Consider the following 19,626-nt stretch of genomic DNA (forward strand, 5'->3'; position numbering starts at 1 on the left):
ATGGGAGAAGTGAATATAGCTTGGCTCTATGGGAAACATAGTGGTGTGAGATGATGAAGAATGTGGAGCGATAGAGAGTTGCCATTCTTCATCATCTTCTTTTAAGAGTGTCTGGCTGAAAGACGTGTTACTGGCGGCATCGACTGCAATGAATGTACGAGCAATCGTCTCATTGATCTTTTTATCTGTCGGATTGGTAAAGGTATAGCGGATGTAGTATGTATCGCCGTCGATCCAATCTTCCGTTTCGATCGTGATCTGTGACAATTGTGAAGATGTGGCATTCTCCTCTGCCCATGCGCACGGCATCAGCAGTGTCATCATCATACATATCGTAAGTATCAGTCTTGTCATCATATCTGTTTCCTCCCGTGGTGTCGTTACCTGTATTATACTATAAAATAGGGGCGAAGGTTGCCTGCTTTATGATGTTGTATTATAATGTAGACAATATTTGATGTATGAAAGGTCGCTTGTTTTTGGTGGCGGCTTTTTTATATGATGATCTGCTGCCTGCCGGCGGCAAGGAAGGGGTAATCTATGAGATGGTCAGGCAGATCGCTCTTTGTTGCGGGCGGTCTTATAATATGTTTAGTCGTCGTGATGCTCGTGTCGCTCGTGTGCGGTCAGATCGATGTGCCGATCGATAAGGCGGTGGCGGTCTTGGGGTATCAGCTCGGACTGCCGAGCTTTGAGGCGGCCGATTTTACGGCGGAGCAACAGGCGGTGCTGTGGCATATCCGCTTGCCGCGTATCTTAGTCGGTATCCTTGTCGGTGCAGGTCTGGCAACGGCAGGCGCGGTGATGCAGGGCGTATTCAGCAACCCGCTTGCCGATCCCGGTATCATCGGGGTGACGAGCGGTGCGGCGATGGGCGCAGTCGTATCCATTGCGCTCGGCTGGTCGGCGGTGAGCCTCTATGCGATGCCTGTCTGTGCGCTCGTGGGTGCGGTGCTCGCCGTATCGGTGACAGTCTTACTCTCGATGCGGCGCGGTAAGGTGCCTGTGGTGACGCTTCTTCTGTCGGGTATCGCGGTCGGTATGCTTCTCGGCGCGCTCACCAGCGGTATCCTCATCTGTGTCGATGAGCAGAAGCTTCAGCAATACTTATTCTGGATGGTGGGCGGTCTTGATTATCGCCGATGGGAACACGTCATCATGGCGGCTGTCCCCGTGCTCGGCGGTATCGGTATCATGTGGACGCTCGCACGCCATTTGAATATTCTCGTACTCGGTGAAACAGAGGCGCGCGCCGTCGGTATGGCGGTCATGCCGTTTAGACTGGGACTGCTCTTCCTCGCATCGCTGGTAACGGCAACGAGCGTCTGCGTCAGCGGCAGTATCGGATTCGTCGGTCTTGTCGTTCCGCATATGATGCGCATGATCGTAGGCCCCGACCATCGTGTGCTCATTCCGATGAGTGCGCTCGCAGGTGCGCTTCTCTTAGTGCTGTGCGACACGGTCGGCAGAATGGTAGTCGAGCCGACGGAGATCCGCGTCGGTATTATGACGGCACTGATCGGAACGCCGTATTTCCTCTATCTGCTTCGTCGTATGCAGGATAGATAGTGGGGTGAACGTATGGAAACGATGATAACGGCCGACGGTCTCTCGGTCGGTTACGAAAATAAAACGATATTATCGGACGTATCGCTCAAGATAGGCCGCGGTGAATTCGTCGGCATCATCGGGCCGAACGGCGCAGGCAAATCGACGCTTGTGAAAACGCTTCGCGGTATGCTCGCCAAACGCGCAGGCTCGGTACGCATCATGGACACCGATACGAGCGAGCTGTCGGAACGCGAATTCGCCCGCAGAGTGGCGTATCTCCAACAGCACGTAGAAGTATCGTTCGGCTATACGGGGCGTGAGCTTGTCCTCGCAGGACGATATCCGTATATGAAATGGTGGCAGTCCGAGAGCGCGGAGGACGAACGCATCGCCGAGCTGTGTATGCAGTACACGGGCGTGACAGAGTTCGCCGATACGCCTGTGCAGGAGGTCAGCGGTGGTCAGCGTCAGCGTATCCTTCTGGCGAAAGTACTCGCGCAGCAGACGCCTATCCTGTTCCTCGACGAGCCGACAACAGGCCTCGACATGGTCTATCAGGAAGAGATATTCCGCTTCTGCAAACGCCTATGCGAAGCAGGCAAGACAGTCGTCATGGTCGTCCACGAGCTTCCGCTCGCCTCGCGCTTCTGTTCGCGACTCGTCCTCGTCGGCAACGGCCGTATCCTCGCAGACGGCAAGCCCGACGAAGTCATTCGCGAAGACGTCCTCTCCGATGCCTACCACGTACCCATCGCCGTCGTCCGACATGACGATACGGGCAGCATCGAAGTCTGGACGAAACGCGGTGCCGTAGAAGAAGCCGACGACGACGTGATACGTACGATCTGCGGTGACGGCTGACTGAATAGGAAAAGAAAAGCACGCTTATCCGAGAAGGAAGGCGTGCTTATTTTTATAAGAGAAAGCATCCTTATCTGTGACATGATAAGGGTGCTTTTTTATATAGAAGGAAAATAAAAGCGACAGGCGCAGATGACGAATGAAATCTTGTCCGAGGACAGATGTGGTATGCTTCGGATAAATAAAGAATAGTGCGAATTATACATACAAATGTCTTGCGGGGGGGAGTACAGCGGTGATATAATCAAAATAACCAAAAAGAATAATTGCTTCGTTATTACATATTGTGATAGTTGACATTACCTGTCATAGACAGGTCAGATATAAATGATCATCAAGGGGGATTTACCATGAAAAAAGAGATATTAAAGAGAATGGTCGCCTTGTCGATAGCGTTGTCTGTGATTCCGTGCGGTATGGCATCGGCGGCTATTGAAGAAGGTACGGCAACAGGTACGGATGCGATCGCGATCGGTTCCGGTACGGTAGCAAGCGGAGATTATTCTATTGCGGAAGGTTATAAGGCGGCAGCTAGCAAAGATTATGCCGTTGCGGAAGGTTATTATGCGAAAGCCAGCGGAGAATCTGCTGTTGCGATCGGTAACAATGCAATAGCAAGCGGAGCTTATTCTATTGCAGAAGGTTCCCTTGCAAATGCTAGTGGAGATGGTGCTATTGCGGAAGGTTGTGAGGCGGTAGCCAGTGGAAGTCTTTCGGTTGCGGAAGGTTATCTGGCAAAAGCCAGTGGAGCTGGTGCTATTGCGGAAGGCTATCAGGCGGCAGCTAGTGGAAAACTTTCGGTTGCGGAAGGTTATCAGGCGGTAGCAAGCGCAGAAAACGCAACGGCGATCGGTAATGGCGCGCAGGCAGCGCATGCGAACAGCGTTGCGTTGGGTGCGGGTTCTGTTACGGCAGAAGCTGATTCTGTCAGCGTCGGCAGCGGCGGTGCTGCAGGTGTACCTGCAACTGCTCCCGCGTATCGTAAGATCGTCAACGTAGCGGACGGTGTCAATGACCATGATGCAGTGACCGTAGGACAGCTGAATAAGGCACTTGAAGGGGTATCGGCCGGCGGTAGTGTTGATCTGACAGGTTATGCTAAAACGGCAGATGTCAATGCAGCGCTTGATACCAAAGCAAATGCATCCGATGTTTACACGAAGACAGAAGTAGATACGAAGCTTGATACCAAAGCAAATGCATCCGATGTTTACACGAAGAGAGAAGTCGACGATCTGATCAGCGCAGGCGGTAATGTTGATCTGACCGATTATGCCAAAACAGACGATGTCTATACGAAAGATCAGGTAGACGAACACGTTGACAATGTCACCGACCACGTCAACAGAGTAGCAGACAATCTTACCAAGCTGAACGGTGAAGTAGAAGACGGTTTTGCAGAGCTCAATAACCAGATCGGTATTACCAACGGCTATGTCGTCGGCAATATGCAGGATATCAGTGCACTTGAGGACAAGACTGATACGATGCAGGAGGATCTCAGCGCGCTCAATGACGAAGTCGTAAAAACGAACGATCACTTCAACGCAGAGCTCCAAAAGACGAACGATCATTTCAATACCGAACTTGGTAAAACGAATCAGCAGGTCGTTGCCAATGCACAAGGCATCGCGGCTAACAGCAGTGCTATCACAGGCCTCGATCAGCGCGTTACTTCGCTCGATGGTCGCGTAGATAAAGTCGGTGCAGGTGCGGCGGCTCTCGCGGCACTCCATCCGCTCGACTATGATTCGGAAAACAAACTGTCCTTCGCGGCAGGTGTCGGCAATTATGCAGGCTCGACCGCGGCGGCAGTCGGTGCGTTCTATCGTCCGAATGAAGATGTCATGTTTAGTATCGGCGGTACGGCAGGCAACGGGGAAAACATGGTCAACCTCGGTGCTTCGTTCGCCATCGGCAAAGGTTCGAGCGGTGTTGCCAAATTGAGCAAAGCCGAGCTCGTTACAGCGATCAAAGATGTGAAAGCCGAAAACAGCGAGCTTAGACATGAGATCAACAATGCAAAAGCAGAAAATCAAAAATTGCAGGACAGAATCGCGAAACTGGAAGCAATGGTCTTGAAATTGGCAGGCAAATAAGATCGGTCGATATGGCAGGTCGTCGTTTGTCGGCAGAGATAAAAAAAGCACCCTTTATGAGGGTGCTTTTTTATATAGAAGGAAAATAAAAAAGAGACCTTCTCGAGAGGTCTCTTTTGTCGTTATCAGAAGTTGAGGAATTCGGGGGCAGGCAGTTTGGGTGCCTGTTTGGTGTGGAGCGTGGGGAGTACGTTGTCGTTGATGTACCATTCGGCAGGGTTGCCTCCCGCGAGCTGGGACGGGGTAGCGATGCCGACGGCGACTGCGTACGTGTCGAATATCTCACCGTAGTAGTCTTCGTTTTCTTCAATGAGGGCAGGGTTCTGCTCGCGTGTGAGCTGACCGAAGCGGCGGATGGCTTTATCGGCGAGGCGCGGTGCTTCGTTTTTGTCGAGGTCTTCGACGATGGTCATCATCATGTGGATCTGTTTTTGCTCGGTATCTACTTTGAACGTTGCCGAGGTGACGTACGGATATTTTACTTTGTTGCTGAATTCTGTTTCCATTTGCGCGCAGATCGCGGTGTAGTTGAGGTCGAGGTTCGGCGGTACTTTTTCTTCGGCGCGGAATCCGAAATGGAATCCTGCGAGTACGCCGATGATGAGGATCGCTACGATCAGTTTGCGTGTGAGAGAGGTGCCTTCTTCGGGGCGACGTCTGCGGTGTCTGCGCTCTCTCGGTTGTCTTGTTTCTTCCATATGATATCTTCCGTTTCTGTGTGGATTTTATGTTTGATATCATACCATATTTTCGGCGCGTTTAAAAGAGGGGAGGTCTTGGCGAATTTTGCAAAAATGGTGAAAAACAGCGAGGATTTTCGCAAGTCGGGCTTGAATTTTACATGGAAGTTTTGTATATTTAAAAAATGAAATATAAGGTTTCATATAGATATAAATAAAAACATGAATGGGGGAAGATTTGTGGGTAATCCTGTTTGGGATACGACGCTGTTTTTGTCGTCGCTATCCTGTCTGTTGGCGGGTGTGATCCTGCCGATGCTGTTTCTGCGCAATGGGCGAATGGCGAATGCTGTATCGTCTTTGTGCGGAGCTGTCGGCGGTGTGCTCGGTATGGTGTGCGGTGGAAGTATTCTTCTGGCGCATAGTGAGGTGACGCTTCATCTGTGGAGCGTGACGGCAGGTCTGCCGCTTATTTTGCACGTCGATGTCTTGAGTGCGTTTTTCTTGATGCTCATTTCGGCGGTGTCTGTAGCGGCAGCTTTTTATTCGTATGGATATAACAAAGGCTATTACGGTCAGAAGAATGTGGCGTACCTCGGCGCGCTGATCAATCTGTTCGCGCTGTCGATGATGGCGGTGGTGACGGCGTCGAGTGCGTTTTCGTTCCTCGTGGCGTGGGAGCTGATGTCGATCGTGTCGTTTATGCTCGTGATGTTCGAGTATGAGAAGCCGGAGGTTCGTTCGGCAGGGTATTTGTATGCGGCGATGACGCATATCGGGACGGTCTTTTTGACGATCAGTTTCCTTTTGTTCTATTTCTATACGGGCAGTATTTCGTTCGATGCGTTCCGCGCCGATGCGGCAGGGATGCCGATGGATGTGAAGTCGGCTATCTTTGTGATGTGCCTGATCGGGTTCGGTACGAAGGCAGGTCTTTTGCCGCTCCATATCTGGCTTCCGCGTGCGCATCCTGCGGCGCCGAGCAATGTGTCGGCTTTGATGTCGGCTGTTATGCTGAAGACGGCGGCGTACGGTATGTTCCGCGTGTGCTTCGATTTCCTCGGCTACGGTGAGATGTGGTGGGGGTTCGTACTTATTTTGGTCGGTGTCCTTTCTGCGGTGGGCGGTATCTTGTTCGCGCTCAATGAGAACGATATGAAGCGTTTCCTTGCGTTTTCGAGTGCGGAGAATATGGGTATCATCTTCGCGGCGATGGGGGCAGGTCTTCTGTTCCAGACGCACGGATGGAATTTCTTAGCGGCGGCGGCTATCATGGCGATGCTGCTCCACTGCATCAGTCACGCGCTGTTTAAGGGACTACTCTTCTTCGGTGCGGGTTCGGTGCTTCATGCGACGCATACGAAGGATATCAATGAGCTGGGCGGTCTGATCCGTCGTATGCCGCGTACGGCGGTGTTGTTCCTCGTTGGTGGTATGAGCATGGCGGCTCTTCCTCCGATGTCGGGCTTTATCAGTGAGTGGGCGGTGCTTCAGTCGATGCTTCGTCTCGGGTTTGATTCGCATATCACTTGGCTTCAGGTGGTAGGTTGTCTGGCGGCGGCTGCGCTTGCTTTGGCGGGCGGTATGGCGCTGATGGCTGTGGTAAAACAGTTCGGCGTGGCGTTTTTGGCGATGCCGAGAAGTGAGAAGGCAGAGCATGCGCATGAGTGCTCGCGCTGGATGCAGTTCGGTATGGTGCTTCTTGTGATCCCGATGCTGGCGTTCGGCTTGTTCCCGCAGGCGGCGCTGTCGTTTATCAGCGGTATCACGTGTAAGTATTTCTTTACGGCGGTATGGTCGGATATGGTGTTCTACGTGCCGTTCGTAGAGGCAGAAACGGTGTCGGCTTCGATGGCGGCAGGTTCGCTCGTGCTTATCCTGGCGGCTGTTCTTGTCGGTCTTCGTTTGGCGGTGGGCAAAGGCAATGTCCGCTATTCGCCGACGTGGAACTGCGGTACGACGCTGACGAGCCGTATGGGCTTCAACGGTACGAGTGCTTCTCACTCGATGCTGAAGGTGTTCCGCGGGGTATCTCATCTGACTGATGAGGCTGTGGTGACGAAACGTCATGCGAGCTATCCGCTTCGTATGGCTGTCGGTGCGAAAGCCGATCTCGGCGCAGAGGACAAACTGTATCGTCCTGTTGTGCGTTTGACGATGAAGCTGTCGCAATATGCAAAACGAATTCAAGACGGGGATTTGCAGGCATATCTGGCGTATATGGTATGTGCGTTGATATTGGCTCTCCTCGGATTGTTCTCATAAGGAGGGGTGTTCGATGCAGATTGATGTTATGACAATATTGTGGGCGATCGTCCATGTTGTACTCATTGCGGCTGTGGCTCCGTTCGTCGAGGGTGTGATCCGTACGGCGAAAGCGAGAATGCAGAGCCGCCGCGGTGCAGGCCCTCTCCAGCCGTATCGTGACCTCTGGAAGTATCTTCGCAAGGATGCGGTGTTCTCCGAACATTCTTCGTGGCTGTCGCATTTTACGCCGTATATCTCTATTGCAGGGATGCTGACGGTAGGCTTGATGATACCGATGGTAGAGATGCACGCGCCGCTTGCGTGGGCAGGGGATTTCCTCTTGATGCTCTATTTGTTCGGTTTGGTGCGTTTCTTCACGACGCTGACGGCATACGATGCAGGCAGTTCGTTCGGCGGTATGTGTTCGGTACGTGACTTGATGCTGTCGGCTATCGCAGAGCCTGCGATGATCTTAGGCGCGATGGCTATTCTCTTGAAGATCGGCACGATGAATCTCGTGCAGGCTGTCGTCGTGATCGACGCGAAGCCCGATCTTATCTTGGAACCTACATATGTGCTTGCGCTTATCGCGATGGGTATCGTACTCATTGCGGAAACGGGTCGTATCCCTGTTGACAATCCCGATACGCATCTGGAGCTGACGATGATACACGAAGGGATGCTTCTTGAGTATTCGGGTCGTTATCTCGGATTGATGCTCTGGGCGGCACAGATACGCCAAGTGGTGCTCTACAGCATCTTCATCGCGCTCTTTTGTCCGTGGGGCATGGTGATGGGCGCATCGGTCGGTGCGTGGGCACTTGCACTCGGCTGTTTCGTGGTGAAACTGTTGGTGCTTGGTCTTGTTTTGGCAGTCGTTGAAACGCTGTATGCGAAGATGCGACTTTTCCTTGCGCCGAAGCTGTTGGCATCTTCTATGGTGCTGTCGGTCTTGGCGATCGTGATTACAGTAGTGAAATAGGAGGGATGAAATGATGGACAGTTTTTTGACAATCGTATTGGTTATGAGCGCACTTCTTTTGTTCCGCGTGGGCAAGGTCGCTGATGCTGTTGCTATCATCGCCCTCCAGTCGGGTATTCTTGCCGCGTGCGGTATTATGATGTGGTGGCAGACGGGTATCGGACACTTGTTGACGGCGGCTGTGATGACGCTGGCGGTCAAGGTCGTTTTGATACCGCTTATCTTGTATTCTGTTGCGAAAGGCGAAGTGGCGAAACGTAAGATCAAACGTATCTTCACCGCTGACCGCTGTTTGTTCGTGGCGATCGTGCTTATGATAATCGGATATCACGTTGCGTCGTATCTCGACTTGCCGGCAACGGCGTACGGTCAGACGTATCTGGAGAGCTCGATCATTCTTCTCCTCTTAGGTACGTTTACGATGATCGCGCACAACCATCCGATCATGCAGGGTATCGGTCTTATCACCATTGAGAATGCGATATTCCTTATTACGATCGGTATCAGCTACGGTATGCCGCTCTTTATCGAGATCGGTATCTTGTTCGATATGCTTATTTCGGCAGGCGTTATCGCAACGCTGACGCTGAAGATATACACCGCGTTCCACAGTGTCAATACGAGCAGAATGCGGAATTTGAAAGGGTGATGAGATGGAAGCTGTGATTGGAATTTTCGGACTGCTTATCATGGCGGCCGTTCTCGTTTGGGTGATGCCGACGAAAGCGTACGGCACGCTCCAAGCCTTGCTCGCGGTCGGCAGTGCCGTCTGCGGTGCGTGGATCGGCAAGCTCGTCATTGATGGCGGTGTCGTGACCTCTTACGGTCAGATGTTTTATATCGATGGTCTTGGTGCCATCAACGTACTTCTCGTGACGACAGTCGGTGCTCTTGCAGCCATCTATTCGAAAGGATATATGGAAGAAGAGCTCGCCGAAGGTGCGATCACGAAGATGCAGTTTAGACTGTATTACTGTTTTTATCATTTGTTCGTGGCGTCGATGGTATTTGCCAGCGTCGTCAGCAACTTGGGGCTTATGTGGGTCGGTATCGAGCTGACGACGCTCGTGTCTGCACTCCTTGTAGCTCTCTACGGGAAACAACTCGCGCTCGAAGCCGCGTGGAAATACCTTATCATGGGCAGCGTCGGCATCTCGTTCGCGCTTCTCGGTATCATCTTCCTCTACATCTCGGCACTCCACTGCCCGCATCAGGAAGCGACGGCACTCCAGTGGCCCGAGATGATGGCTGTTGCCGACCATCTCAAACCGCGCTGGTTCGAGATCGGCTTCGTGTTCGTACTCGTCGGTTTCGGTGCGAAAGCAGGTCTTGCGCCGATGCATTTCTGGCTGCCTGATGCGCACAGCCAGGCGCCGTCGCCTGTCAGCGCTGTCTTGTCGGGCGTGCTTCTCAATACGGCGCTCTACGGTCTGTTCCGCGTCTATGCCATTGCACAGACGGCGATCGACGGTGCGGCGATGTATCTTATGATATTCGGTCTTGTATCGGTCGCTGTGACGATGCCGTTCCTTTTCGTGCAGTCGGACTTCAAGCGTATGCTCGCATACTCGTCCGTTGAGCATATGGGCATCATCACGCTCGGTGTCGGTATCGGCGGACCTTTGGGTCTATTCGGTGCGATGCTCCACATGATCAACCATGCGATGACAAAATCGCTCCTTTTCTTCTCGGCAGGTGCGATCTATCAGCGTTATCATACGAAACAGATCGACCGTGTCAAAGGCGTTCTCAAAACGATGCCGATCGTTGGGGGCGTGTTCCTTCTGGCGGCATTCGCTATCACGGGTGCACCGCCGTTCGGCGTATTTATCAGTGAGTTCATGATACTCATGGCAGGCTTCTCTACGGGCAACGAGGTCGCATCTATCCTCATGGCATCGCTCATCGTCCTCATTTTCGCAGGGATGATGTTCTACGTTGTCCGCATGGTATTCGGTACGGCTCCGTCGCGCGTATCATCGGCACCGATCAGCCGCTGGATGACGGCGGCGATGGTATTGCCGATGATCGCTGTTATGGTCTGCGGTCTTTATGTACCGCCGTATATTGAAAACCTCGTCCTTGCGGCGAGCGATGTATTGAAGGAGGTCATCCGCTGATGGAAATGAGTAGAAAACAGTTCGTCCTTCTCCTTCGCCAGCATTTCGGCAAGTCGCACGTTATCGAGCATGCACCGCGCCGCGTGGAGATCCACGTAGAACGCGATGAGCTTGAAGCTGTCTGCCGTTGGCTCAAAACAGAAGAAAACGCGCGCCTTATGACGATGGTCGGTACTGACGAACGTCCGCTCGGCGCCGCATTCGCGCTTTATTACGTCTACGGTGTCGATCGCTATCAGACGGTCGTCACGGTCAGCGTCAGCATCGGTGAAGACGATCCGACGTTCCCGTCGATGGCGGCAGAATTCCCTGCGCTCAACTGGTACGAACGCGAAGTCAACGACCTTCTCGGTCTGCGTGCCGTCGGTCACCCCGACCGCTCTCCGCTCGTCCTCAAAGCAGGCTGGCCGACGGGCGAATATCCGCTCCGCAAAGATTACGACCGTGAAAAAACACAAGTGATAGAAGATGTACCCGAAGAGGTACTCGAATACGAAGGCAACGAAGTCGTCGAAGTCCCTGTCGGCCCGATCCATGCAGGTATCATCGAACCGGGTCATTTCCGCTTCGGTGTTCTCGGCGACAATGTGCTCCACCTCGATGCGCGCCTTTTCTACACGCATCGCGGTGTTGAAAAAATGACCGAAGGCATGACGCTCGAGCAAGGTATCCTTGCCGCAGAGCGTACGTGCGGTGTCTGCGCGCTGAGCCATGCGCTTGCCTATGCGCACGCTGTCGAAGATGCAGGTAACGTCATCGTGCCGAAACGCGCACGATTCCTCCGCACCATCTTCGGTGAGCTCGAACGTATCTACAACCATGTAGGTGATGTCGGCAACATCTGCGCAGGCTTCGGTTTTGCCGTCGGTATCAACCACGGCAGCCGCCTCAAAGAAAAGCTCCTCATGCTCAACGAAGAGATGACGGGCAGTCGATATCTCCGCGGTATCGTCCGCGTAGGCGGTATGCGCCGCGACTGGACGAATGAAGAACTGGAACGCATCGTTACCGTCCTCAACGAAGTCGAAGCAGAATTCGACGAGATCACCGAAATTTTGCTTTCGCATGAGATCGCCGTCAACCGTATGGCAACGACAGGTATCTTGCCGCTCGACAAAGCCGAAGCGCTCGAAGTCGTCGGTGTCGGCGGTCGTGCCAGCGGCAGACGTACCGACAGTCGTATCGGTCAGCCGTACGATGCGTACGCAGAGCTTCCGCCGCAGCTTATCACCGACGAACACGGTGACGTCATGGCACGTATCACCGTTCGTGTGAGTGAAGCCAAAGAAGCGATGAAGCTCATTCGCGAAGCCGTCTTGAAACTGCCCGCAGGCGACATCTATGCACCTGTCGGCAATATCGAGGCAGGCACGTTCGGCATCGGCTGGTCGGAATCGGCACGCGGTGAGAACTGCCACTTCGTCATGGTCGGTGCAGAAAACACCGTCTACCGTTACCGTATCCGCTCGGCGGCGTACAGCAACTGGCCTGCTGTCGCACTTGCCGTACCGGGCAACATCGTACCGGACTTCCCGCTCATCAATAAGAGCTTTGAATTATGTTATGCGTGCTGTGATCGCTAAGGAAAGGGGAATGAAAGATGCTTGAAACGATACTCAAGATTTGGAAAACAGGCACCGTCGCGCCGAAACGCTCGCTCCCCGAACCGCAGGGAGCAAGACGCGGCACGATCGATTTCGACGGCACATCCTGCCTTGTCTGCGGCAACTGCGAACACGCTTGCCCGACAGGTGCTATCCGCATCGGCGGTGCGCCGAGAAATGCCATGATGGAAATACAATACGACAAATGTTTGTTCTGCGGTGTGTGCGTTGCGACTTGCAGTAACCAAGCGCTCCTTCAGACGAACGAACTCAGAATAGCGGCAAGAACGCGCGACGAACTGCGCGTCAGAAAGGGGAGTGCACAGTGAACAAGAGCCAAGGCGAAGAACTGAAAAAAGCCATCAACAAACTGTACGGCGGTTCGCTCCATATCCGCCACGTAGACACAGGTTCCTGCAACGGCTGTGACTTCGAAATGGGTCAGCTCGGCAGTCCCGTCTACGACCTCGCCCAATACGGCGTCAACTTTGTAGCCTCTCCGCGTCATGCCGATATGCTCATGGTCACGGGCGGTTGTGTCCGCCAGCTGACCAAAGCCTTGTACGACACGTATGAAGCGACACCCGAACCGCGCCTCGTCGTAGCAGTCGGAGCGTGTGCTTCGAGCGGCGGCTTGTTCGGCTCGTCGTATGCAGGGGGCGGCGGTGTCGATCGCCATATCCCCGTAGATGTCTATATCCCCGGTTGTCCGCCCTCACCCGATGCGTTGATCGCGGGTATCCTGAAAGCCATAGGTAGAGAGAAGGAGATTTGAAATGAAACAAGAGATAGCAAAATTTGAAGCAGACTTTTTCAAAGCCTTGGGTCATCCGCTTCGTATCCGTATCTTGGCGGTATTGGCACAAGGCGAGCGCACCGTCAACGAGATACAGACCTTGACGGAGAGCGAAGGCTCTGCTGTCAGCCAGCAGCTTGCCGTTCTTCGCAGCAAAAACATCGTATACGGAACGAAAAACGGTACGCGCGTCATCTACAGCCTGCGTGACCCGATGATAAAAGACCTTCTGATGACGGCGAAATCCATCTTTCAGAACCATCTCATCGATTCCATTGCCATGCTCGATCACGTCAGCAAGGAAGACAGATACGAATAAGACAAAAAAGAACGACTCGGCAAGGGTCGTTCTTTTTTCGTATGCGCTTGTGGTATAATAATAACCACAACGGTTATGATGAAAGGAGGAGTATGTGATGGGACTTATCATGCACGTCGATATGGACGCGTTCTATGCGTCGATCGAACAGCGTGACGACCCTTCGCTTCGCGGAAAGCCTGTCATCGTCGGCGGTACGGGTGCGCGCGGTGTCGTGGCAACAGCCTCGTATGAAGCGCGCAAGTTCGGCGTCGGCTCGGCGATGGCGATGAAAAAGGCACGTCAGCTCTGCCCGAACGGGATCTTTATCGATGGCGATCATGTGCATTACGAAGCCGTATCCGCACAGCTGATGGAGATATTAGGCTCGTTCTCGCCGATGGTAGAACCGCTCTCCTTGGATGAAGCGTTCCTCGATATCAGCGGTCTTTCCCGTCACCACGCTTCTCCCGAAGAGATGGCGCGGGCGGTCAAACGGCGCATCTATGAAGAGCTTGAGCTTGTCGCGTCGGTCGGTATTGCGCCGAACAAGTTTTTGGCGAAGCTCGCCTCCGACCTCGAAAAGCCCGACGGCCTCGTCATCATACGCGAGGAAAACGTACGCGAGGTCCTCCGGCCGCTCTCGGTGAAAAGGCTGTGGGGCGTGGGCAAGTTCACCGCCACGCAGCTCGCAGGGCTTGGTATCACCACCATCGGTGATGTCGCAGACGCGCCTGTCGAGAAGCTTGCCAACGTACTCGGGAAGCAGGCGTATACGCTCAAAGAGCTGGCGCAAGGCATCGACAAGCGGAAGGTCGAGCCTGTGCGCAAGGTGCAGTCAGTCGGGAAAGAGGAAACGTTCGCGACCGACATATGGGAGCGTGATGAGGTTGAAAAAGAGCTTCTTCGACTGTCGGAGCAGGTAGGAGGGCGGCTCAGGCGCAAAGGGCTGTTCGCGCTTACTGTCACGCTCAAGGTGCGCTTTGCCTCGTTTCGCACGGTCACGCGTTCCGTCACGCTCAAAGAAGGTACGCAGTATGACGAAGTGATCTACCAAACATCGTGCGAGCTGTATGATAAGCTCTGTGCCGCCGAACCGATACGCCTCTTGGGCATCACGGCTTCTCATCTGACCGAAACGGAAGAAGTATCGCTCTTTGAATCGGAGAGCGACAAGAAGAAAAAAACGCTTTATCGGACGGTCGATGCCCTTAAGGCAAAGTTCGGCTCGACGATCATCACGAAAGCGAATCTGATAGAAACGAAGGAGGAACATCATGATAAATAATGCACGTCTGAAACAGACGTTCTTGGATATGGTGCATATCGCATCGCCGTCGCGCCGTGAGCGCAAGATGGCAGACTACGTCACACGCGAGCTTACTGCGCTCGGTGCCGAGGTAACAGAGGACAAAGCAGGCGAGGTAATAGGCGGTGATACGGGCAACGTCATCGCACGCTTTTGCGGTAATGCAGAGGGCGTACCGACGATCCTTTTCTCATCACATATGGATACGGTCACGCCGTGCGACGATATCAACGTCATCGAAGAGAACGGCGTCCTGCGCACGGACGGCAAAACGGTGCTTGGCGGTGACGACAAGGCAGGCATCGCGGCGATCCTCGAAGCACTCCGCGTCGTACGTGAGAAGGACATCGCGCACGGCGATATCGAAGTCGTATTCGCCATCGCCGAAGAAGCAGGCCTCTTAGGCTCGAAGAACCTCGATAGAGAATTGGTACGCGCCGAGATGGGATTCGTATTCGACTCGAGCGGTGCGCCGGGGCAGGCCATCGTCAAAGCACCTGCCTCTAATACGATGCACATGACGGTACGCGGTAAAAAGAGCCACGCAGGTCTTGCACCCGAACGCGGTATCAATGCCATCACGCTCGCCGCGCGTGCCATCGCCGAAGCACAGCAGGGGCGTATCGATGACGAAACGACAGCCAATATCGGCGTCATAAAAGGCGGCAGTGCAACGAACATCGTCCCCGACCTCGTCGAAGTGTGGGCAGAAGCACGCAGTCATAACGAAGAAAAGCTCGAGCGCGCGACCGAAGCACTCCTGGCACCGTTTCGCCGAATCGCGGATGGCGGCAGCTGTGATATCGAAGTCGCCCGTGAATACGATGCGTACAGCCTTGATGAGAGCGAACCTGTCGTCGGTATTGTGCGTGATGCCTGTGCGCGGATCGGTCTTACAGCAGACCTCGTCGCAACGGGCGGCGGCTCTGACGGCAACAACTTCAACAAGCTCGGATTGCCGTCAGTCGTACTCGGTGTCGGTATGACGGACGTCCATACGACGGCAGAGAATATCCGTATCGTCGATATCGAAAACAGCGCACGCTTGGCACTTGCCATCATTCAGTCAGCATCAAACGTGCAGAATTGACGAACAAAAAAAGGGATTCGGCAAAACATGATGAATATATAACAGATAAGCCAAAAATTAAACTTGAAACGAACAAGGAGATCAATACAAATGGTAAACAGCATTTTGATCGAACCGGGCAAAAAACCGGTCGTATACAAACTGTCGGCAGACAGAATGCGCATGAAAGAGGAGATCGAAGCACTCCTCGGCGGTAACTTCGCACATACAAAACTGTTCGATGTCGGCAATGACATCGGCCTCTATCTCTTCGTCAACGACCTTGCCGTACCGCTCGGCCTCAAACCGAACCGTACGTTCCCTGCGCCTGATGAAAAAGAGATCATCTTCGGCAACGCCATCTTCCTTGCCATGGCTGACGACGGCCAAGGCGAAGATGCCGTCATCGACATCCCGCCCGAATTCTGCGAATACTTCATCGTACGTCTTGAAGATGCGCTCCCGATGTGCAAAGGCGACGAAAAGCCCGACCCGGCAATGGAGATCTTCACCGAGAATGCAGGCACGCCCGAAGAATACAGCTACCGCTGGGTAGAAGTCGAAAAACCGAAGAAGATCAAAGGCTATCGCCAGCTTGGCGCAGTCCGCATGATCGACGACGGCAAATTCGATACTATCGAAATAAACGGTCGCTACTTCAAACAGCAGGAAGTCAAAAAAGACAATACCACACAGAACAGTAAGAACAAAAACCTCAACTAAGAAGAAAAGCCACCCATCATAGGGTGGCTTTTGTACGTCTAGCGGTTGATGCGTTTTAATTTGCGCAGGAGGCGGCACAGACGGAAATATCGCGTCGCGTCGGGCGGGAGCTGTGCGCATAGTGCCTTTACCACAGGTCGGATATCGGGGTGCGCTGTCTTTTCATCGGTCAAGTACAGCGCGAGCAGTGCGTAGACGATATGCGTATGAAACATCGGCTCGGGCGCACGAGATGCGGACAAGAGAGCTTCCCGCGTGAAATAGAGAAGTCGCTGTGTCATCTCCTCGTGCGACGTGTAATAGAACGTGAAGTTGAGATCACCGCCTTGACGGTCTTCCTCACGGTCGATGAGATAATCGAGTAGGATATGCAGTCCGTTGATATACGGGAAATACGCATCGGTGATCGCCCGTGCTTCTTCTGCTGTCATATCGGTACGTTTTGCCGAAACGAGCGCGAAGATACCGAGCGTCGAACCGCACGCCGCCGCGAACTCCCAGCCGTTTATCGTCGGATACATCTCGGCGTACGCACCTGTCCATGCGCGCATCTTTTCCTCGCGAAGCGCAGGTGTGATATGTTTGTACGTCTGAAGGTCTGAGTATCGCTTGCCGAACATCGCAAGATGCGGAGCGATCGCCTCTACCGCCGAATCATTGCCGAGCGCACTTCGCGCATCGCCGACGAGTGACGACAGATAACCGCCGTCGTCCGTATACGGATAATCTCTGTAATAAACCTTGAGAGCGCGCGTCGGATCGAGTGCATCACAGAATGCTTCGTGCAAGGTGCGGAAAGCACGCTCCTCATACACCTCGGCACGATCGCACAGATTGTCAAGATAATCGCTGATCGTCTGAAGCGCGACCGCGAACCGCACGTATTCCTCCTGCGCGCCTTTCCCATTGCGCACAAGATGCGGGCAGAGCGCGTAGACAGAAGCACCCTGACAGTGGAACGTCTTGCCCTTGATCGAAGCACGTGCCTGCTCGCCGAGCACACCTGTCATGCGGTCGGCGAACTGCCGATACGGACGCAGCATACGCGAGGTGAGCGGAAGTGATGTCAGCACCACGCGAACGAAAAAAGAAGCCGTACGAAGCATATAGACCCTCCCCCAACTGATCTTACAGATAGTATACCGCTTTTTTGCATAAGATAACAGGGAAAATGGGCGCGCACCGTATCTTTTCCTTGCCAGAGCATACACGGAAGTTGTATAATTAAACGTATAATATATTACAATATTACACAACTGGACTAGGGGGCTTTAACATTGAAACAGTTTGAACTGGGATTCGGTAAAGGCTCGATGACCATCTCTTTACCGGAAAAAAATATCCTCGCAGAAGTAGAAGGCAATGAATTCCCTGCGATCGAAAACATCGAAGCAGAAGTTAAAAACGTACTCAGAAACCCGATCGGTTCTGCACCGCTCAAAGATATCGTCAAAGCAGGCGAAAAAGTTGGTATCGTCGTCAGCGACGTAACGCGCGGCTGGATCCGCTACGACCGCTTCCTCCACTTCATCTTGGACGAGCTCAACGAAGCAGGCGTACCTGACTCTGACATCACGCTCATCGTCGGTCTTGGCAGCCATCGTCTTCACACCGAAGAAGAACACAAAAGCGTCTACGGCATCAGCGCAGACCGCGTAGCCATCTCGCAGACGATGTCCACCGTAGAAGATGCGTTCGAATACCTCGGCACGACGTCGTTCGGTACAGAAGCAAAAGTAAACAAAGTCGCTCTCGCACAGGATAAACTTATCCTCACGGGCGGTATCGTATACCACCTCCTCGCAGGCTTCGGCGGCGGTCGCAAATCGATCGTTCCTGCTATCACCGCATATGAAACCATTCAGCAGAATCATCGCCTCACGCTCACGCAAGAAGTCGGCGGCGGTGCAAACCCTGCCTGCGGTTCGGGCCTTACGGAAGGCAACCCGATGAACGAAGACCTCATCGAGATCGCACAGATGGTCAACCCTGACTTCATCTTCAACATCACACTTACAGCAGAAGGCCAGTTCGCAGGCTTCTTCGCAGGCGACTGGATGCAGGCTTGGCAAGCAGGCTGCAAACGCGTAGAAGAAGTATTCGGCGTACCCGTACCGGCAAAAGCCGACATTGTCCTCGCATCGGGCGGCGGTTATCCGAAAGACATCAACTGCTACCAAGGTTCCAAAACGTTCGACAATGCCAACATGGCAGGCAAAGACGGCGGCGTCGTCATCTCCGTCATGGAATTCCCCGACATCGCAGAACCGCCTGATTTCAGCAAATGGTTCGACATTGCAACGATCGAAGAACATGAAATGAAGCTTCGTGAAGCATACACCATCCCGGGCTTCATCGCGTTCAAAGTTCGCTGCTTCGCAAAAGAACGCACCAACATCGTCGTAACGCGTCCCGAAAACCGTGCATTCATCGAAAAAACGGGCATGCGCATGGCAGAAACGCTCGACGAAGCAATGGCAATGGCACGTGAGATCATCGGTCACGATGACTACACCGTAACAGTCATGTCGCATGCGGCAAACACCATGCCGATCATCAAATAATAAACAAAAAGGAAGATAGTAATGACAACTTTTCAAGTAGCCATTCATGTAGGTAACACCGTAGGCGCGATCTTCTACGAAGACGGCAAAGCCGAAGTACGCCTCGACCATATCAAAAAAGAAGCGGTAGAAAAATTCCTCGCTACTCCGCTCACCATGGACGTAGCCGTAAACGACATCCACACGTTCGAAACGAAAACGCTCCAGCCGCTCGAATCCCTTGACAACCTCAAAATATGCCTCACCCGCCTCTGGGAAGCAACAGGTGTATACGTCGCGTGGAGCCGTCCGATCGAAGTATAACGGATGTGCGATTATCCACATATGCACACAGCCTGTGCATAAAAGCTGTGGATAAGTAGGCAAAAACGGGATAAATCAACGGTTCCTCTTGTGTACAACCTCAAATAGGCCTGTGCATAACGAAAAAAGATAAAAAAAATAAAACTTTTTTCAGAAAAACTGTTGACATATCTCAATATATTCGATATAATTTCTTTGTTGCCTGACGACAGGCAAGACCGAATGACTCCATAGCTCAGCTGGATAGAGCGTTTGACTACGAATCAAAAGGTCGCAGGTTCGAATCCTGCTGGGGTCACCACTTTGAAATGAAGAGCGATGCGAAACGCATCGCTCTTTTTGTTTTTGTGCGGAGAAGGGAATAAAATCTCTTATGCAGAATCTATTCAGCAAGTAAATGATATTCTGTGTACCTTGCGC

At 53.1% G+C, this 19,626-nt stretch carries 19 protein-coding genes and 1 tRNA gene; 17 read left to right on the plus strand and 3 right to left on the minus strand.

Annotated features, from left to right (window positions below; all coding sequences use genetic code 11):
- A partial coding sequence (locus IJN28_02890) for a hypothetical protein (protein ID MBQ6712719.1) occupies positions 1-357 on the minus strand: 357 nt, incomplete at its 3' end.
- Between the two features lie 183 nt (positions 358-540).
- Here IJN28_02890 and IJN28_02895 point away from each other — a divergent pair.
- From IJN28_02895 to IJN28_02905, 3 genes are all read left to right on the plus strand, one after another.
- Positions 541-1,569 carry an iron ABC transporter permease gene (locus IJN28_02895; protein MBQ6712720.1) on the plus strand — a complete coding sequence of 343 codons (1,029 nt, stop codon included), beginning with the start codon at positions 541-543 and terminating at the stop codon, positions 1,567-1,569.
- A gap of 21 nt (positions 1,570-1,590) precedes the next feature.
- Positions 1,591-2,412, plus strand: a complete 822-nt coding sequence (locus IJN28_02900) for an ABC transporter ATP-binding protein (protein ID MBQ6712721.1) — start codon at positions 1,591-1,593, stop codon at positions 2,410-2,412.
- Positions 2,413-2,762: 350 nt separating this feature from the next.
- Positions 2,763-4,511 (plus strand): YadA-like family protein, encoded by a 1,749-nt coding sequence (locus tag IJN28_02905; GenBank protein ID MBQ6712722.1) that lies wholly within the window; start codon positions 2,763-2,765, stop codon positions 4,509-4,511.
- Between the two features lie 125 nt (positions 4,512-4,636).
- Here the strand turns inward: IJN28_02905 and IJN28_02910 are convergent, their stop codons facing one another.
- A complete protein-coding gene (locus IJN28_02910; GenBank protein ID MBQ6712723.1) occupies positions 4,637-5,209 on the minus strand; it encodes a hypothetical protein in 573 nt (190 codons plus the stop codon).
- Between the two features lie 222 nt (positions 5,210-5,431).
- Here IJN28_02910 and IJN28_02915 point away from each other — a divergent pair, with 222 nt between their 5' ends.
- The 11 genes from IJN28_02915 (at position 5,432) to IJN28_02965 (ending at position 16,339) form a co-directional block, all read left to right on the plus strand.
- Positions 5,432-7,456: a hypothetical protein gene (locus tag IJN28_02915; GenBank protein ID MBQ6712724.1), complete on the plus strand. Its 2,025-nt coding sequence runs from the start codon at positions 5,432-5,434 to the stop codon at positions 7,454-7,456.
- A gap of 13 nt (positions 7,457-7,469) precedes the next feature.
- A complete protein-coding gene (locus IJN28_02920; protein ID MBQ6712725.1) occupies positions 7,470-8,420 on the plus strand; it encodes an NADH-quinone oxidoreductase subunit H in 951 nt (316 codons plus the stop codon).
- 10 nt (positions 8,421-8,430) lie between these two features.
- Positions 8,431-9,069, plus strand: coding sequence for a hydrogenase (locus IJN28_02925; protein ID MBQ6712726.1), 639 nt, complete (start codon positions 8,431-8,433; stop codon positions 9,067-9,069).
- Between the two features lie 4 nt (positions 9,070-9,073).
- Entirely contained in the window at positions 9,074-10,540 is a 1,467-nt protein-coding gene (locus IJN28_02930) for a hydrogenase 4 subunit F (GenBank protein ID MBQ6712727.1), read from the plus strand.
- A 5-nt stretch (positions 10,541-10,545) separates the two neighbouring features.
- On the plus strand, positions 10,546-12,123 hold the full coding sequence (locus tag IJN28_02935) for an NADH-quinone oxidoreductase subunit C (GenBank protein MBQ6712728.1): 1,578 nt from the start codon (positions 10,546-10,548) through the stop codon (positions 12,121-12,123).
- 17 nt (positions 12,124-12,140) lie between these two features.
- Positions 12,141-12,473 carry a 4Fe-4S dicluster domain-containing protein gene (locus IJN28_02940; GenBank protein ID MBQ6712729.1) on the plus strand — a complete coding sequence of 111 codons (333 nt, stop codon included), beginning with the start codon at positions 12,141-12,143 and terminating at the stop codon, positions 12,471-12,473.
- Positions 12,470-12,919 carry an NADH-quinone oxidoreductase subunit NuoB gene (gene nuoB, locus IJN28_02945; GenBank protein ID MBQ6712730.1) on the plus strand — a complete coding sequence of 150 codons (450 nt, stop codon included), beginning with the start codon at positions 12,470-12,472 and terminating at the stop codon, positions 12,917-12,919. The genes IJN28_02940 and nuoB overlap by 4 nt, the downstream gene beginning before the upstream one ends.
- Position 12,920: 1 nt before the next feature.
- On the plus strand, positions 12,921-13,259 hold the full coding sequence (locus IJN28_02950) for a winged helix-turn-helix transcriptional regulator (protein ID MBQ6712731.1): 339 nt from the start codon (positions 12,921-12,923) through the stop codon (positions 13,257-13,259).
- A gap of 94 nt (positions 13,260-13,353) precedes the next feature.
- Positions 13,354-14,526: a DNA polymerase IV gene (locus IJN28_02955; protein ID MBQ6712732.1), complete on the plus strand. Its 1,173-nt coding sequence runs from the start codon at positions 13,354-13,356 to the stop codon at positions 14,524-14,526.
- A complete protein-coding gene (locus IJN28_02960) occupies positions 14,516-15,637 on the plus strand; it encodes a M20/M25/M40 family metallo-hydrolase (GenBank protein ID MBQ6712733.1) in 1,122 nt (373 codons plus the stop codon). Before IJN28_02955 ends, IJN28_02960 begins: the two co-directional genes overlap by 11 nt.
- Before the next feature lie 90 nt (positions 15,638-15,727).
- A complete protein-coding gene (locus IJN28_02965; GenBank protein MBQ6712734.1) occupies positions 15,728-16,339 on the plus strand; it encodes a hypothetical protein in 612 nt (203 codons plus the stop codon).
- Between the two features lie 38 nt (positions 16,340-16,377).
- On the opposite strand, the gene IJN28_02970 is transcribed toward IJN28_02965, so the two are convergent.
- Positions 16,378-17,445 carry a tetraprenyl-beta-curcumene synthase family protein gene (locus IJN28_02970; GenBank protein MBQ6712735.1) on the minus strand — a complete coding sequence of 356 codons (1,068 nt, stop codon included), beginning with the start codon at positions 17,443-17,445 and terminating at the stop codon, positions 16,378-16,380.
- A 171-nt stretch (positions 17,446-17,616) separates the two neighbouring features.
- Between IJN28_02970 and larA the strand changes: the two genes are divergently transcribed.
- From larA to IJN28_02985, 3 genes are all read left to right on the plus strand, one after another.
- Positions 17,617-18,903, plus strand: coding sequence for a nickel-dependent lactate racemase (larA, locus tag IJN28_02975; protein ID MBQ6712736.1), 1,287 nt, complete (start codon positions 17,617-17,619; stop codon positions 18,901-18,903).
- Positions 18,904-18,924: 21 nt separating this feature from the next.
- Positions 18,925-19,206: a hypothetical protein gene (locus tag IJN28_02980; protein MBQ6712737.1), complete on the plus strand. Its 282-nt coding sequence runs from the start codon at positions 18,925-18,927 to the stop codon at positions 19,204-19,206.
- A 224-nt stretch (positions 19,207-19,430) separates the two neighbouring features.
- Positions 19,431-19,507 (plus strand) — tRNA-Arg (locus tag IJN28_02985).
- The last annotated feature ends 119 nt before the right edge of the window (positions 19,508-19,626 follow it).

The organism is Selenomonadales bacterium, from assembly GCA_017442105.1.
GTDB lineage: Bacteria > Bacillota > Negativicutes > RGIG982 > RGIG982 > RGIG982.

What these genes read in the sequence shown, in the direction of transcription:
- IJN28_02895 (MBQ6712720.1), top strand. Translation starts at nt 541, where the DNA reads ATGAGATGGTCAGGCAGATCGCTCTTTGTTGCGGGCGGTCTTATAATA.
- IJN28_02900 (MBQ6712721.1), top strand. Translation starts at nt 1,591, where the DNA reads ATGATAACGGCCGACGGTCTCTCGGTCGGTTACGAAAATAAAACGATA.
- IJN28_02905 (MBQ6712722.1), top strand. Translation starts at nt 2,763, where the DNA reads ATGAAAAAAGAGATATTAAAGAGAATGGTCGCCTTGTCGATAGCGTTG.
- IJN28_02910 (MBQ6712723.1), bottom strand. Translation starts at nt 5,209, where the DNA reads ATGGAAGAAACAAGACAACCGAGAGAGCGCAGACACCGCAGACGTCGC.
- IJN28_02920 (MBQ6712725.1), top strand. Translation starts at nt 7,470, where the DNA reads ATGCAGATTGATGTTATGACAATATTGTGGGCGATCGTCCATGTTGTA.
- IJN28_02925 (MBQ6712726.1), top strand. Translation starts at nt 8,431, where the DNA reads ATGATGGACAGTTTTTTGACAATCGTATTGGTTATGAGCGCACTTCTT.
- IJN28_02930 (MBQ6712727.1), top strand. Translation starts at nt 9,074, where the DNA reads ATGGAAGCTGTGATTGGAATTTTCGGACTGCTTATCATGGCGGCCGTT.
- IJN28_02935 (MBQ6712728.1), top strand. Translation starts at nt 10,546, where the DNA reads ATGAGTAGAAAACAGTTCGTCCTTCTCCTTCGCCAGCATTTCGGCAAG.
- IJN28_02940 (MBQ6712729.1), top strand. Translation starts at nt 12,141, where the DNA reads ATGCTTGAAACGATACTCAAGATTTGGAAAACAGGCACCGTCGCGCCG.
- IJN28_02950 (MBQ6712731.1), top strand. Translation starts at nt 12,921, where the DNA reads ATGAAACAAGAGATAGCAAAATTTGAAGCAGACTTTTTCAAAGCCTTG.
- IJN28_02960 (MBQ6712733.1), top strand. Translation starts at nt 14,516, where the DNA reads ATGATAAATAATGCACGTCTGAAACAGACGTTCTTGGATATGGTGCAT.
- IJN28_02965 (MBQ6712734.1), top strand. Translation starts at nt 15,728, where the DNA reads ATGGTAAACAGCATTTTGATCGAACCGGGCAAAAAACCGGTCGTATAC.
- IJN28_02970 (MBQ6712735.1), bottom strand. Translation starts at nt 17,445, where the DNA reads ATGCTTCGTACGGCTTCTTTTTTCGTTCGCGTGGTGCTGACATCACTT.
- IJN28_02980 (MBQ6712737.1), top strand. Translation starts at nt 18,925, where the DNA reads ATGACAACTTTTCAAGTAGCCATTCATGTAGGTAACACCGTAGGCGCG.